Here is a 14,985-nt window from a genome sequence, read left to right as displayed (position 1 = left end):
CTGACCGAATGGCGGAATGCCTTTTCCTTCTCACGAGAGGTTGCTAAACTGACCAATGGTCGCGAGAGTGCCGTGCGCGACCAAGTCAGTGCGCCAGGCCGAGGGCCCGGCGTTAGGAACCCAAGGAAAGCAAGGGGTAAACATGGCAGAAAAGCACGTCTACCGCTTCGGCTTCGACGCCAACGGCAACAACGTGACCGAGGTCGCGGGCGAGTCCGTTGCGGAGGCCAAGTGGATCACCGGTGGCAAGGGCGCCAACCTTGCCGAGATGGCCAACATCGGCCTTCCCGTCCCTCCCGGATTCACCATCACCTGCCAGACCTGCGTCGCCTACTCCAGCGCCGGTAACGTCTGGCCCGAGGGCGTCCTCGACGAGATCGACGAGTACCGCAAGGACCTCGAGGAGCGCATGGGCAAGAAGCTCGGCGACTCCGAGGATCCGCTGCTCGTCTCCGTCCGCTCCGGCGCCCCCTTCTCCATGCCGGGCATGATGGACACCGTCCTCAACCTCGGCCTCAACGACGACTCCGTCCAGGGCCTCGCCAAGCAGACCGACAACCCGCGCTTCGCCTACGACTCCTACCGTCGCTTCATCCAGATGTTCTCCGACGTGGTCATGGGCGTCTCCGGCCAGCTCTTCGAGGACGCCATCTCCGCCAAGAAGGCCGAGAAGGGCGTGAAGCTCGACACCGAGCTCGACGCCGACGACCTCAAGGACCTCGTCGCCACCTTCAAGCAGATCTTCGTCGACAACGTCGACGCCGAGAAGTACCCCGAGGTCGTCGTTGACGGCAAGGTGGCCTTCCCGCACGACCCGCTGGTGCAGCTGCGCCTCGCCGAGCAGGCCGTCTTCGGCTCCTGGAACACCGACCGCGCCATCCTGTACCGCAAGCAGAACAAGATCCCCGACGAGCTCGGCACCGCCGTCAACGTCCAGGTGATGGCCTTCGGCAACAAGGGCAACACCTCCGCCACCGGCGTCGCCTTCACGCGCAACCCCGCCGACGGCACCAACGAGCGCTACGGCGACTTCCTGGTCAACGCCCAGGGCGAGGACGTCGTGGCCGGCATCCGCAACACCGAGCCGATCGCCGACCTGCCCAAGGTCCCGGGCCTCGAGGAGGCTGGCAAGGAGCTCTTCCGCGTCTTCGAGATCCTCGAGGACCACTACGCTGACATGATGGACCTCGAGTTCACCATCGAGCAGGGCAAGCTCTGGATGCTCCAGACCCGTGTGGGCAAGCGCACCGCCCTCTCCGCCCTCAAGGTCGCCATCCAGATGTACGAGGAGGGCCGCATCTCCAAGGAGGAGGCGGTCATGCGCGTTGCCCCCGAGCAGCTCGACCAGCTCCTCCACCCGCAGTTCGACCCCAAGGCCGACTACAAGGTCATCGCCAAGGGCCTCAACGCCTCCCCGGGCGCTGCCGTCGGCGCCGTCGTGTTCTCCTCCGCTGACGCCGAGGCCTACGCAGAGGCCGGCAAGCCCTGCATCCTCGTGCGCTGGGAGACCACGCCCGACGACCTCCACGGCATGGTCGCCGCCGAGGGCATCCTGACCTCTCACGGTGGAAAGACCTCCCACGCGGCCGTCATCGCCCGCGGCATGGGCGCCCCCTGCGTCTGCGGCGTCGACGCCCTCCAGATCGACGCGGTCAACAAGGTCTGCACCGTCGCCGGCACCGACATCACCCTCCACGAGGGCGACGTCATCTCCATCGACGGCACCACCGGCGACGTCATCCTCGGCGAGGTTGCCCTCGTCCGTCCGGAGCTCGGCGGCGACCTCCAGACCATCCTCGACTGGGCCGACGAGGTCCGTCTCGACGCTGACCGCGGTCGCGTGATCGGCGTCCGCGCCAACGCCGACAACCCGGCCGACGCCCAGCTCTCCAAGGACAACGGCGCCTCCGGCATCGGACTCTGCCGCACCGAGCACATGTTCCTCGGCGAGCGCAAGCAGCTCATCCAGAACTTCATCCTCGCCGACGACGAGGCCGTCAAGGCCGACGCCGTCGAGAAGCTCGGCGCCGCCCAGAAGGGCGACTTCCTCGAGATGTTCAAGGCCATGGACGGCATGCCCGTCATCGTGCGCCTGCTCGACCCGCCCCTGCACGAGTTCCTCGAGGACCCGCGCGACCTCGACGTCGAGATCGCCAAGGAGGAGGCTGCCGGCAAGGACGTCTCCGAGAAGAAGGCCCTTCTCGCCAAGCTCGACTCCTTCCAGGAGGCCAACCCGATGCTCGGCCTGCGCGGCTGCCGCCTCGGCCTGGTCTACCCCGAGCTCAACGTCATGCAGGTGAAGGCCATCGCCTCCGCCACCGCCGAGCTCCAGAAGCAGGGCCTCAACCCCAAGCCGGAGATCATGATCCCGCTCGTGGCCTTCGAGGAGGAGCTCGCCCTCGTCCGCGAGGTCGTCGAGGAGAACATCAAGGCCGTCGCCGAGGAGTACGGCGTCGAGCTCGACATCCCGGTCGGCACCATGATCGAGATCCCGCGCGCTGCCATCACCTCCGAGGACATCGCCAAGCACGCCGACTTCTTCTCCTTCGGCACTAACGACCTCACGCAGATGGGCCTCGGCTTCTCCCGTGACGACGTTGAGGCTGCCTTCATGCCGCTCTACCTCGACAAGAAGATCTGCAAGACGAACCCGTTCGCCACGCTCGACAAGGGCGTCGCGAAGCTCGTCAAGATGGGCGTCGAGGGCGGCCACGCCGGCAACCCGGACATCGTCTGCGGCGTCTGCGGCGAGACCGGTGGCGACCCCGAGTCCATCCACATGTACTACGACCTCGGCCTCGACTACGTGTCCTGCTCGCCGTACCGCGTGCCCATCGCGCGCCTCGCGGCTGCCCAGGCCAAGATCGAGTCCAACGGCGGCGCTGCCAAGGTCGCCAAGTAAGCCGGCATAACGCCTGTTTGCTGGGGGAGGGGGCTTCGTCTCCCTCCCTTTTTCTGTAAAATGGGGACAGTCCCCAACGTGCAGGTCCCCGCCGCGACCTGTGAATCGGGGACTGTCCCCAATTCACAGATGCCCTGATGGGCCGGGGAGGTCGAAGAATGAGGGTTTCCACGAGGGCAGACCTTGAGCTCGCCGAGCGCGCCCGGCTCTCCCCGGACGCCGCCTTCTCCGACGCCTCGCTCGGCCGCCTGACGCCCGAGGCGCCCGACCCCCTGCGCACCTGCTACCAGTGTGACCGCGACCGCATCCTCCACAGCAAGAGTTTCCGGCGCCTCGCCCACAAGACGCAGGTCTTTCTCGCCCCCGAGGGGGACCACTACCGCACGCGCCTCATACACACCCTCGAGGTCTCGCAGGTGGCGCGCTCCATCGCGCGGCCCCTCGGCCTCAACGAGGACCTCACCGAGGCGATCGCCCTCGGCCACGACCTCGGCCACACCCCCTTCGGGCACGTCGGCGAGCGGGCCCTCTCCCACGCCATAGCGCGCTATCGCGCTCAGGACTCCGGCGACGGGCTCTTTGCGCACAACGAGCAGAGCGCGCGCATCGTGGATCTTCTGGAGCGTGACGGGCACGGGCTCAACCTCACCCGTGAGGTCGTGGACGGCATACGCAACCACACCGGGTCCCTGAGAGCGCAGACGCTCGAGGGCAGGGTCGTCGCCCTCTCGGACCGCATCGCCTACGTTTGCCACGACATCGATGACGCGGAGCGCGCCGGCCTGCTGCACGAGGGCGACCTCCCCGCCGACGCCCGCGGCATCCTTGGCGCAAGCTCCTCGGAGCGCATCGAGACCATGGTCCACGACGTCGTGACGAGAAGCTCCGCAACCGGCGACGTCAGCATGTCCGAGCCCGTCTGGGACGCCATGATGGCGATGCGCTCCTTCCTCTTTGCCAACCTGTACTCCACCGGCGACGCAAAGTGGGAGGAGCCCAAGGCCTACGTGATGATCGGCGAGCTGTTCGACCACTACGTCAAGCATCTCGACGAGGTGCCCGACGAGTATCGCCTCCACGACGGCGACAAGCCCGAGGTCCAGGTCGCAGACTTCATCTCCGGCATGACGGACCGCTATGCCGTGCGCGTCTACGAGGACCTCAAGGTGCCTCGCTCCTGGAGGAGGGGGTAACGGGTCCTGCCTCGGCCCGCCGTCCTTCTCCGCCGCGAGTTCCGCAGCCGAGCGCAGCGAGGCGAGGACTGTCTGAGCGCCGGAGAAGGACGGCGGGCCTGGGCTCGTCGTGCCCCACTCTGGTAGACTCGCCACGTCGAGCTTGGGGGGAACGTATTTGAGTAGAAGCAAAGACGGTGGTTTGACGGTCGTCGCGCTCGTGCTGTCTCTGGCGGTGTGCGCGCTGGGGGCGACGGCGCTGTGGCTCGTCCTCACGGGCGGGGAAGCGACGGCGCCAGAGGTGACGGAGACGACCCAGACGCAGGTCGAGGGCGCGCTCGAGCCCAGGTCGTTCGACGAGTACTCGTGGGAGGAGCTCGCCGAGGTGGCCCGGCTCATCGCGGCGGCGTCGACCGACGACGAGGGCCGCGCGGTCGCCGAGAGCTACGGCGTCGCCGTGGGCGACACGCGGGCGCTGCCGCTCGACGACGGGCGCGCGGCGACGCTCACCGTCGTGGGCATCCGCGCGGACCGGCGCGCCGACGGCACGGGCGTCGCGGGACTCACGCTCATGAGCTCGCCGATCTCCCTGCGGCCCGTGAACGACGCCCTGACCAACGCCGGCGGCTGGGAGGCCTGCTCGCTGCGTGCCTGGCTCGCGGGCGAGGGGCGCTCCCTTCTGCCCGAGGGCCTCGCGAGCTCGCTTCTGGCCGTGTCCAAGTCCACCAACAACGCCGGGGTCACTACGGACGCCGCCTCCGTGACGCAGACGGCCGACGAGCTGTGGCTCTTCTCGGCATCGGAGGTCTGCGGAGCGCCGGGCTGGTTCGTCGCGGAGTACGGGGAAGATCCCAACCCCTACACCGGCTACGTCGACTTCTCCGTCTATGACGCGCTGCTCGCCGCCGAGGGCGCCCAGTACGAGTACTTTGCCCTGGCCGGGGTGAGCGGCTCGTCCGACCCCGCGGGCGTCCTCTCGCTCTCGTATGGGGGCACGGAGGTCGCCTGGTGGTACCGGACGGCCTATCCCTACAGCTACACCGGGCAGGACGCCTCGTATTTCTACCAGGTCATGGCCTCGGGGTACCCGTGCGTGACGGCGCTCGCGACTGACGAGGCGGGCGTGGTCGTGGGCATGTGCCTCTAGCCGGGGCGCGTACTGCGGCGAGCAGGCACAAAATGTTGTGTGCTTCTTGTCTAGAGGTAGTGGCTGGCTTATAATCACTCGCTGTGTGTAAAGCTATGTGTCGTTCGCAGGAGCGTCGGCACCTCTAGGAAGAATGAGGTTTGAGCATGGACTACATCCGCGCCATCGAGCGTCAGCAGATCCGCGAGGACATCCCCGCGGTCAAGGTTGGCGACCACGTCAAGGTCCACTACCGCATCGTCGAGGGCGATCGCACCCGTGAGCAGGTCTTCGAGGGCGACGTCATCCGCATGAGCGGCGAGGGCTCCCGCGAGACCTTCACCGTCCGCAAGATCAGCTTCTCCGTGGGCGTCGAGCGCACCTTCCCGCTGCACAGCCCCAAGATCGCCAAGCTCGAGGTCGTCCGTCACGGTGACGTCCGTCGCGCCAAGCTCTACTACCTGCGCGACCGCGTCGGCAAGGCCGCCCGCATCCGCGAGAAGCGCGACTAGCCTCGCATCCACGCACGTCACGGCCGCCCCTTCGGGGGCGGCCTTCTTGTATCGGGAGGTGCCATGTCCGCCACGCGCCCCGTCACGGCAAGGGAGGTCGCCGCGACCCTCGCCGACGCCCCGCTCGAGGAGGCCAGAGCGCTCGTGGAGCGCTACGCGGACGACCCGCGCAAGCAGGTCGCGGCGGCGGTGCGCGCGGCGCGCAGGCGCATCGAGCGCGAGGAGCGCGAGCGTGAGCGCGTCGAGGGCATGTATGCCCTGCAGCTCGAGCTCGGGGGCTCCGGCGTCGTCGTGGGCGTCGACGAGGTGGGCCGCGGGGCGATCGCCGGGCCGCTCACCGTCGCCGCTGTCTGCCTGCCCCGGGAGCCCGTCGTCTGGGGCATTAACGACTCCAAGCAGCTCACCCCCGCCCGCAGGGAGGCGCTCGCCGCGCGCATCGCCGAGGTCGCCGTCGCCGTGGGCATCGCGCACGTCGAGCCCGCCTCCATCGACGCCGTGGGGATGGCCGCCTCCTTACGCCTCGCCATGGCGCGCGCCGTCGCCGACACGGGACTCGACCCGGACTGCGTCCTCATCGACGGCAATCCCGTGCATGCGCATCCCGCCGAGAAGTGCCTGGTCAAAGGCGACGCCCGCATCGCCGCCATCGCCGCCGCCTCGATCGTCGCCAAGGTGACGCGCGACGCCCTCATGGTCGCCCTCGACGAGGAGTATCCCGGCTACCATCTCGCGGAGTGCAAGGGCTACGGCTCCGCCGAGCACATCGCCGCCATTCGCGAGAAGGGCCTCTCGCCGATCCATCGCGTCTCCTTCTGTGGCAACTTCGTGGAGAATCTCACCCTTTTCTAGATCCCCGGCTTTTGAACCCATTTCGTCACCCATGACGCGCCCCAAGGCCGTCGCGGGCGCGGGTGCCTCGGGAGTTTGAGGCGTCTGCCGTCCGTCTGCGGCGCGTCAGCTTGGCCTTCGCTCGCCGAAAGCCGCCCCTGCCATGCTCTTGCCATCACGGGCGACGAACGGAGGGGCACATGGAGAGGGAGCTTCAGGAGCTTGGGCGGGACCGCGACGACGCCATGCGCGCCGATGACCCGCGGCGGGGCGAGACGGGCGAGGGGCGGCCGGCGCGGCCCTGCTCCGTGCGCGACATGACGCCGCAGGAGCTCGGCGCGAGAGGGGAGGAGATGGCGGCGAACTACCTCGAGCGGAAGGGCTGGGAGCTGCTCGAGCGCAACTGGCGCTGCGGCTTTGGCGAGGTCGACATCATCGCGCGCGAGGAGGAGTTCTCCGACACCGTCGTGCTCGTGGAGGTCAAGACGAGGCTCGCGCTGGGCGGGCGCGAGGGGATGCCCGAGCTCGCCGTCGACGAGGCCAAGCGCGAGCGCTACCGGATGTGCGCGCTCGCATACCTCATGCAGCACGGCGAGGTGCGCTCGATACGCTTCGACGTCATCGCCCTGAACGTGATGGGCGAGGGCGGCGCGCGGCTGCGCCACCTCTTCGGCGCCTACTCGATGGACAGCTGATGGGCCCCGGGGGCGCCTTCGTGCGGGCGGCGAACCTGAGCGGCGTGCACGCGACCCCGGTCACGGTCGAGGTCAGCACCTCCGGAGGCATCCCCGGCCTCGACGTCGTGGGCATGCCGGACCACGCGGTGCTCGAGGCGCGCTCGCGCGTCCGCTGCGCGCTGCGCTCCTGCGGGTTCGAGCTGCCCCGCCTCCACGTGACCATCAACCTCGCCCCCGGCGAGGTGAGAAAGTCGGGGACCGGGTTCGACCTTCCCATCGCCGTGGCGATCCTCATCGCCACGGGCCAGCTCTCGCCGGAGCTCGCGCGCGACACCCTGTTCGTCGGCGAGCTCGGCCTCGACGGGTCGGTCTGCCCCGTGCGCGGGGAGATGGCCTACGCCCTGCTCGCCAGAAACCTGGACCTGACCCTCGTCGCCTCCGACGAGAGCCGGCTTGCCGGCGGGTGGGAGGCGGTCGCGCGGGGCGTGGGGGGCCTCTGGCAGCTCAGGGGCGGCGTGGGGGACCTCCCCGCGATCAGGGCGCAGGCCCGCCCCACGGCGGACGACGAGCCGCACGCGACGCCGGACTTCTCGGAGGTGATCGACCAGGAGCTCGCCAAGCGCGCGATGGCCATCGCGGCCGCGGGGCGCCACGGGCTCCTCATGGTGGGGCCTCCCGGGGCAGGCAAGACGATGCTCGCCCGCCGCCTCCCCACGATCTTGCCTCCGCTCACCGACGACGAGCAGGCGGAGGCGCTGCTCGTGCACTCGGTGGCGGGACAGGACCTCGAGGCGCTCTCTCGGGGGGAGCGGCCGTTTCGGGCCCCGCACCACTCGATATCGAGCGCCGGGCTCGTGGGCGGGGGCAGGCCGGTGACCCCGGGCGAGATCTCGCTCGCGCACGAGGGGGTGCTGTTCCTCGACGAGCTCCCCGAGTTCCCCCGGGGGTCGCTCCAGGCGCTGCGCCAGCCCATGGAGGACAAGACGGTGAGGATCGCCCGGGCAGACGGCGTCTGCACGTTTCCCTGCGACTTCCAGCTCGTCGCGGCGGCCAACCCCTGCCCCTGCGGCCACCTCGGCGACCCGGGCCACGAGTGCACGTGCTCCGCCGCCCGCGTGTCCGCGTACCAGGGGCGCATCGGCGGCCCGCTCATGGACCGCATCGACGTGGTGGTCGACGTGGCCCGCCCGAGCTCGTCGCGCGTGATTGAGGGGCGGCGCGGCCTGGGCTCGAGCGAGATGGCCGAGGCCGTCGCCGCGGCGCGGGAGTTCCGCGAGCAGAGGGAGGCGCGCTCGCGCCGGGCGGCCGACCCGATCGCCGAGGCCGCCCTCGACCACCGCGCCCGCGCGACCTTCGAGGGGCTCGCCGAGGGGCTCGCACTCGGAGGGCGCGCGATCGCGCGCGTCGCACGCGTGGCGCGCACGATCGCAGACCTCGAGGGGCGCGACCGCGTGAGCGAGGAGGACGTCGTCGAGGCGCTCGGCTTTCGGTCGAGGTCGATGGGATGAGGTGAGGCAGCATGGCGCGACCTGACGACGGATGGGAGCTTCGCCCGGGTGAGAGCGGCTACCCGGCGGCTCTTCTCGACCTCGAGCGGCCGCCCGAGGTGCTCTATGGCAGGGGAGACCCCGCGGCGCTCGAGGGCCCGTGCCTCTCGGTAGTTGGCGCGCGCCGAGCGACGCCCTACGGGCTCGCCATCGCCGAGATGGCCGCCCGCGCCGGCGCGCGCCACGGGGTGACGGTGGTCTCCGGCGGCGCCATGGGGTGCGACCATGCCGCGGGGGCGGCCGCGCTCGCGGCCGGCGGGAGGACCGTCGTGGTCTCCGGGTGCGGGGCGGACGTCGTGTACCCGCTCTCCTCGGCCGACGTCTACGAGGGCGCGGTGCGCGCGGGGGCGGTCGTCTCCGCGGAGCGCTGGGGCGCGGGGCCGAGGCGCTGGGTCTTCCCCAAGAGAAACGCCCTCATAGCCGCCCTCTCGCGCGTCCTGGTGGTGACCGAGGCGGGCATCGGCTCGGGCACGCTCTCCACCGCCGAGGCCGCGGCGGAGCTCGGCAGGGTCGTCTACGCCATCCCCGGGTCGATCCTCTCGCCCAACTCCGCGGGGACCAACCGGCTCATAGCGGAGGGGGCGCGCGTCATCCCCGACGAGCAGTCGCTCTCGGTGGCCCTGTCGCTCGACTACGGGTACGCGGAGCTCCGGGAGGCGTGGGGGAGGGAGGCGGCGGGACCTGTGCTCGGGGCGCTTCTGGCCTCGCCGTCGCGGCCCGACGAGCTCGCCGCGCGCCTGGGCGAGAGCGTGCTCACCGTCCTGAGGACCCTCACGGACTATGAGGCCCGCGGACAGGTCGAGCGGCTCCCCGACGGAAGATACTCCGTCACGCGGGCCTACGTCTTGGGGCACAATGGGATGAGTTGACGCGTTGGCGCCCGGGCGCCGGAAGGGACGCACATGGAACAGGTCGTGACGGTGGTGGGGGGCGGGCTCGCCGGCAGCGAGTGCGCCCTGCAGCTCGCCCGCAGGGGCGTTCGCGTGAGGCTCTTCGAGCAGCGCCCGACCAGGCCCTCGCCCGCCCACCACGGCGCCGGGCTCGCCGAGCTCGTCTGCTCCAACTCGCTCAAGTCCACCAAGCCCGACACCGCGGCGGGGCTGCTCAAGTGGGAGCTCGAGCGGCTGGGAAGCGAGCTTTTGCGCATCGCGCGGGAGTGCTCGGTCCCGGCGGGCGGGGCGCTCGCCGTCGACCGCGAGCTCTTCTCGCGCGCCGTCACCGAGCGCGTGGCCGCGGACCCGCTGATCGAGCTCGTCCGCGAGGAGGTCACGACGATCCCCGAGGGCCCCTGCGTCATCGCCGCGGGGCCGCTGTGCTCAGACGCGCTCTTCTCGGCCATCGCCGAGGTCGTGGGCGGCGAGCGCATGAGCTTCTTCGACGCCGCCGCCCCGATCGTCGACGCCGAGAGCCTCGACCGCTCGCTCGTCTTCGAGCAGTCGCGCTACGGCGAGGAGGGGAGCGGCGACTACCTCAACTGCCCGATGACCCGCGAGGAGTACGACGCCTTCATGGGGGCGCTCCTGGGCGCCGAGCGCGTGATCGCCCGCGACTTCGAGCAGGCGGACCTCTTCTGCGCGTGCCAGCCGGTCGAGGAGGTCGCCCGCACGGGGCACGACTCGCTGCGCTTCGGCGCGCTCAAGCCCGTGGGCCTCACCGACCCGCGCACGGGCCGGCGCCCCTGGGCCGCCGTCCAGCTCCGGGCGGAGAACGCCTCCCGCACCGCCTACAACCTCGTGGGGTTCCAGACCAACCTCACCTGGCCGGAGCAGCGCCGCGTCTTTCGCATGATCCCCGGCCTGGGGGAGGCGGAGTTTTTGCGCTACGGCGTCATGCACCGCAACTCCTTCGTCGACGCCCCCCGCGCGCTCGACGCCACCTTCGCCGTCCCCGGAACCTCCGTCAGGCTCGCCGGCCAGATCACGGGGACCGAGGGGTACGTCGAGGCCATCGCCTCCGGCCTGCTCGCCGCGCTCAACACCGCCGCCGAGCTCTCCGGAAAAGAGCCCGTGAGGCTCCCCGCCACGGGCGCCCTCGGCGCGCTCGTGGCCTACGCGACCGACCCGGCGACCTCCGACTACCAGCCCATGCACGTCAACTTCGGGCTCGTGCCGCCGCTCGCGGACCCCCCGCGCAACAAGGCGGCCCGCCGCGAGGCGCTCGCCGCCCGCGCCAGGGCCGACCTCGACGCCTACCTCGCGAGCCGCCCCGACCTGCTCGCGGGCGCCTGATGGGGGCGGCCGGGCAGGGCGGGCGCGCCGAGTCGGAGCAGCGCGCGCTCGAGCGCGCGATCCCGGCGTTTTGCGACCACCTCGCGGCGGTCCGCAACCTCTCGCCGCACACCGTCCGGGGCTACCGTTGCGACCTCGAGGCCTACCTCGCCTGGGCGCGGCGGCGCGGCGTCGCCCCCCTGACGGCGTCCCACCGCGAGCTGCGCGCCTACCTCGCCGAGCTGACGCGCGCCGGCTACTCGCCGCGGACCGTCAACCGCCACCTCTCGTCGCTGCGCGGGCTCTTCCGCTGGATGGCGCGCGAGGGGCTCTGCGACGACGGGACCGTCGCCGCGCTCGCGAGCCCCAAGGTGCCCCGGTCGCTCCCGAGGACTATGAGCGACGCGGACGCGGGCGCCCTTCTCGACTCCTGCCTCGCGGACGGCCCCGTGGGCCTTCGCGACCGCGCCTTCCTCGAGCTGCTCTACGCGACCGGCGCGCGCGTCTCGGAGATGGCGTCGCTTCGCGTGGGCGACCTCGACTTCGCCCGCGGCCAGGCGCGCCTGTTTGGCAAGGGCTCCAAGGAGCGCATCGTCCCCGTCTACGAGAGCGCCCTCGACTGGGCCCGGCGCTACCTCGACGAGGGCCGACCGGACCTCGCGGCCCGCGGGGACGCGGCGGGGGAGGCGCTTTTCCTCTCGACGCGGGGAAACCCCATGAGCGCCGACGCGCTGCGCACCGTCTTCGAGCGGCGCGTGCGGCAGGCCGGGCTCGACGGCGCGCTCTCGCCCCACGCGATGCGGCACACCTTCGCCACCGAGCTGCTCGGCGGCGGCGCTGACCTGAGGAGCGTCCAGGAGCTTCTCGGCCACGAGAGCCTCTCCACGACCCAGGTCTACACGCACCTCTCCGTCGAGCGCCTCCGCGAGGCCGCTGCCCGTGCCCACCCGCGCGCCTGACGCGCCGCCCGTCCTGACGGACGGGCTCAACCTCACTCGGCGACGTCCGCCGGGAGCGCGCCCGCACTTCTCGCCCGGCGCATCCAGTGCGGGCCGGGGCGCACTGGATCCGCGCACTTGGCGACAGTGGCCTAGAAGGGCCGCGCACTCGATGCGCCTCGGGCCCTAAACCGCCCGCACTCGATGAGCGCACCCACGAGTGCGGGCATCGAGTGCGGGCGCGGCGCCGACCCAATCGAGGATTTGGGTCGCAGAGAAGAGCCTGTGAGCGGCGCGTGAAGCCCTCGACAAGGCGCAGGCCGCCCGCTATACTACCTATTCGTTGTGCACAAGCACGGCATGTCGCGTGACCGCGCGGCACCATCTCGCACGCGCGACGACCCGCCCGCCGTGGTGCCCAGGGCTCTCAGCCAGGTCCTGGGTGGCGAAGCGGGGATGACTCGCGCGGAGGACCAACCACAGGAGGTTACCATGGCTAAGATCACTATCCAGACCCTGCTCGACGCCGGCTGCCACTACGGCCACCAGACCCGTCGCTGGAACCCGAAGATGAAGTCCTACATCTTCGGCGAGCGCAACGGCATCTACATCCTCGACCTCAAGCAGACCATGCTCGGGGCCGACAAGGCCTACACCTTCCTCAAGGAGACCGCGGCCAAGGGCGGCACCGTGCTGTTCGTCGGCACCAAGAAGCAGGCCCAGGAGCCCATCGCGGCCCAGGCCGAGCGCTGCGGCATGCCCTACATCAACCAGCGCTGGCTCGGCGGCATGCTCACCAACTTCGTGACCATCCGCTCCCGCATCCAGCGCATGGAGGAGCTCGAGGCCATGGTCGAGGACGGCCGCATGGCCCTTCTCCCCAAGAAGGAGCAGGCGGTGCTCGGCAAGGAGCTCGACAAGCTGCAGGCCAACCTCGGCGGCGCCCGCACCATGACCGCCCTTCCGCAGGCCATCTTCGTCGTCGACTCCAAGCGCGAGGAGATCGCCATCCGTGAGGCCAACCGCCTCCACATCCCCGTCGTGAGCCTGCTCGACACCAACTCCGACCCCGACGTCATCGACTACGGCATCCCCGCCAACGACGACGCCATCCGCTCCGTCTCCCTCATGTGCGAGCTCGCCGCCGACGCCGTCCTCGCCGGCTCCGGCAAGGAGCAGATCACGGCCGAGGAGATGGCCGCCGGCACCACCGAGCCCGCCGTCGAGGCTGCCCCGGCCGAGGCCGAGGCTCCCGCCGCCGAGTAACGAACCCACGACCAAGAGGAGAACCACCATGGCACAGGTTACCGCCGCCCTCGTCAAGCAGCTCCGCGAGATGACCGACTCCCCGATGATGGAGTGCAAGAAGGCCCTCGTCGAGGCCGATGGCGACATCGACAAGGCCGTCGACATCCTCCGCACCATGGGCGTCGCCAAGGCCGTCAAGCGCGCCGGCCGCGACACCAACGAGGGCACCATCGCCACCTACGTCTCCGAGGACTCCAAGCTCGGCGCCATCCTCGAGCTCACCTGCGAGACCGACTTCGTGGGCACCAACCCTAAGTTCACCGGCTTCGCGCTCGAGCTCGCCAAGGTCGTCGCCGAGAACGACCCCGCCGACGTCGACGCCCTCAAGGCCTGCGCGATGGGCGCCTCCACCGTCGACGCCGAGCTCACCGAGATGATCCACGTCATCGGCGAGAACATGAAGATCGCCCGCTTCCAGCGCGTCACCGCCGACGAGGGCGCCCTCGGCAGCTACGTCCACCTGGGCGGCAAGCTCGCCGACATCGTGACCTTCAAGCTCGGCAAGGCCGAGACCGCCCAGGCCGACGAGTTCAAGACCTTCGCGCACGACGTCGCGATGCAGGTCGCCGCCGCCGCTCCCGTGGCCGCCCGCCGCGACGACGTCCCCGCCGACGTCATCGAGCACGAGCTCTCCATCTACAAGGCTCAGGCCGCCGAGTCCGGCAAGCCGGAGGCCATCCAGGAGAAGATGGCCCAGGGCCGTCTCGAGAAGTACTTCAAGGAGAGCGTCCTCACCGAGCAGGAGTTCGTCAAGGACAGCTCCCTCACCATCGGCCAGCTCGCCAAGAACGTGAGCAAGTCCCTCGGCGACGACGTCGAGGTCATGAGCTTCGTCCGCTACACCTTCGGCGAGTAGCGCGCAACCCAGAGCTCTTGCGGGGGCCGGCGAACGATCGCCGGCCCCTTTTGCTGCCGCAGGTCCTTCTCGCCCGCGCCCGCTCGCGTGAGAAGCGAGAGCGGTCGCGCACGCACCGGCGGCACGGCCCGCGCGCTCTGGTAGAATCACGGGAGCGCACAACGAGGAGTGGAGGTCGGCTTGTCTGACGCAAACATCAAGTATCAGCGCGTTCTTCTCAAGCTCTCGGGCGAGGCCCTCATGGGGGACCAGGCCTACGGCATCGACCCGGCGGTCCCGCAGCGCCTCGCTGAGGAGATCAAGCCCGTCTGGGAGGCGGGCGTGCAGGTCGCCATCGTCGTGGGCGGCGGCAACATCTTCCGCGGCCTGGCCGGCGCCGCGGCCGGCATGGACCGCGCCCAGGGTGACAACATGGGCATGCTCGCCACGGTCATCAACTCGCTCTCGCTCCAGGACTGCTTCGAGCGCAACGGCATGGACTGCCGCGTCATGAGCGCCATCGAGATGCGCCAGATCGCCGAGCCCTACATCCGCCGCCGCGCGATCCGCCACCTCGAGAAGGGCCGCATCACCATCTACGCCGCCGGCACCGGCAACCCCTACTTCACCACCGACACCGCCGCGGCTCTGCGCGCCTGCGAGATCAACGCCGAGGTGCTCATGAAGGCCACCAACGTCGACGGCATCTACGACGCCGACCCGCGCACCAACCCCGACGCCAGGCGCTTCGACACCATCTCGTACCGCGAGGTCCTCAACCGCGACCTCAAGGTAATGGACGCCACCGCCACGGCGCTGTGCCACGACAACAAGATGCCCATCATGGTCTTTGACATCAAGCAGCCCGGCGTCTTCATGAAGGCCGTCAGCGGAGACAACGTCGGAACCACCGTCGTCGAGGAGGACTAGACA

General features: G+C 70.3%; 13 protein-coding genes. All 13 read left to right on the top strand.

Annotated features, from left to right (window positions below):
- Window positions 1–142 precede the first annotated feature (142 nt).
- The 13 genes from ppdK to pyrH all read left to right on the top strand — a co-directional run bounded on the left by ppdK (window position 143) and on the right by pyrH (window position 14,982).
- Entirely contained in the window at window positions 143–2,902 is a 2,760-nt protein-coding gene (gene ppdK, locus B5F85_RS05260; RefSeq protein ID WP_087315091.1) for a pyruvate, phosphate dikinase, read from the top strand.
- 158 nt (window positions 2,903–3,060) lie between these two features.
- Complete coding sequence (locus B5F85_RS05255) at window positions 3,061–4,095, top strand: deoxyguanosinetriphosphate triphosphohydrolase (RefSeq protein ID WP_087315089.1); 1,035 nt, start codon at window positions 3,061–3,063, stop codon at window positions 4,093–4,095.
- Between the two features lie 157 nt (window positions 4,096–4,252).
- Window positions 4,253–5,221, top strand: a complete 969-nt coding sequence (locus B5F85_RS05250; protein WP_143786137.1) for a DUF6273 domain-containing protein — start codon at window positions 4,253–4,255, stop codon at window positions 5,219–5,221.
- A 146-nt stretch (window positions 5,222–5,367) separates the two neighbouring features.
- Window positions 5,368–5,712: a 50S ribosomal protein L19 gene (gene rplS / locus B5F85_RS05245; RefSeq protein ID WP_087315085.1), complete on the top strand. Its 345-nt coding sequence runs from the start codon at window positions 5,368–5,370 to the stop codon at window positions 5,710–5,712.
- 63 nt (window positions 5,713–5,775) lie between these two features.
- A complete protein-coding gene (locus B5F85_RS05240; RefSeq protein ID WP_087315083.1) occupies window positions 5,776–6,561 on the top strand; it encodes a ribonuclease HII in 786 nt (261 codons plus the stop codon).
- Between the two features lie 179 nt (window positions 6,562–6,740).
- Window positions 6,741–7,235: a YraN family protein gene (locus B5F85_RS05235; protein WP_239386708.1), complete on the top strand. Its 495-nt coding sequence runs from the start codon at window positions 6,741–6,743 to the stop codon at window positions 7,233–7,235.
- On the top strand, window positions 7,235–8,725 hold the full coding sequence (locus tag B5F85_RS05230; RefSeq protein ID WP_087315081.1) for a YifB family Mg chelatase-like AAA ATPase: 1,491 nt from the start codon (window positions 7,235–7,237) through the stop codon (window positions 8,723–8,725). Before B5F85_RS05235 ends, B5F85_RS05230 begins: the two co-directional genes overlap by 1 nt.
- Window positions 8,726–8,736: 11 nt before the next feature.
- Window positions 8,737–9,633: a DNA-processing protein DprA gene (locus B5F85_RS05225; protein ID WP_087315079.1), complete on the top strand. Its 897-nt coding sequence runs from the start codon at window positions 8,737–8,739 to the stop codon at window positions 9,631–9,633.
- Between the two features lie 33 nt (window positions 9,634–9,666).
- Window positions 9,667–10,992: a methylenetetrahydrofolate--tRNA-(uracil(54)-C(5))-methyltransferase (FADH(2)-oxidizing) TrmFO gene (gene trmFO / locus B5F85_RS05220; RefSeq protein WP_087315076.1), complete on the top strand. Its 1,326-nt coding sequence runs from the start codon at window positions 9,667–9,669 to the stop codon at window positions 10,990–10,992.
- On the top strand, window positions 10,992–11,930 hold the full coding sequence (locus tag B5F85_RS05215) for a tyrosine recombinase XerC (protein WP_087315074.1): 939 nt from the start codon (window positions 10,992–10,994) through the stop codon (window positions 11,928–11,930). Before trmFO ends, B5F85_RS05215 begins: the two co-directional genes overlap by 1 nt.
- Before the next feature lie 471 nt (window positions 11,931–12,401).
- Complete coding sequence (gene rpsB / locus B5F85_RS05210; protein WP_087315072.1) at window positions 12,402–13,175, top strand: 30S ribosomal protein S2; 774 nt, start codon at window positions 12,402–12,404, stop codon at window positions 13,173–13,175.
- A 28-nt stretch (window positions 13,176–13,203) separates the two neighbouring features.
- Window positions 13,204–14,073 carry a translation elongation factor Ts gene (gene tsf / locus B5F85_RS05205; protein ID WP_087315070.1) on the top strand — a complete coding sequence of 290 codons (870 nt, stop codon included), beginning with the start codon at window positions 13,204–13,206 and terminating at the stop codon, window positions 14,071–14,073.
- Window positions 14,074–14,253: 180 nt separating this feature from the next.
- The gene (gene pyrH, locus B5F85_RS05200) at window positions 14,254–14,982 is read left to right on the top strand and encodes a UMP kinase (protein WP_087315068.1); all 729 of its coding nucleotides are present in this window, start codon (window positions 14,254–14,256) and stop codon (window positions 14,980–14,982) included.
- Window positions 14,983–14,985: the final 3 nt, after the last annotated feature.

The sequence above is a fragment of the Olsenella sp. An293 genome (assembly GCF_002159495.1).
GTDB lineage: Bacteria > Actinomycetota > Coriobacteriia > Coriobacteriales > Atopobiaceae > Thermophilibacter.
This window is presented reverse-complemented; position numbering and strand designations above follow the sequence as displayed.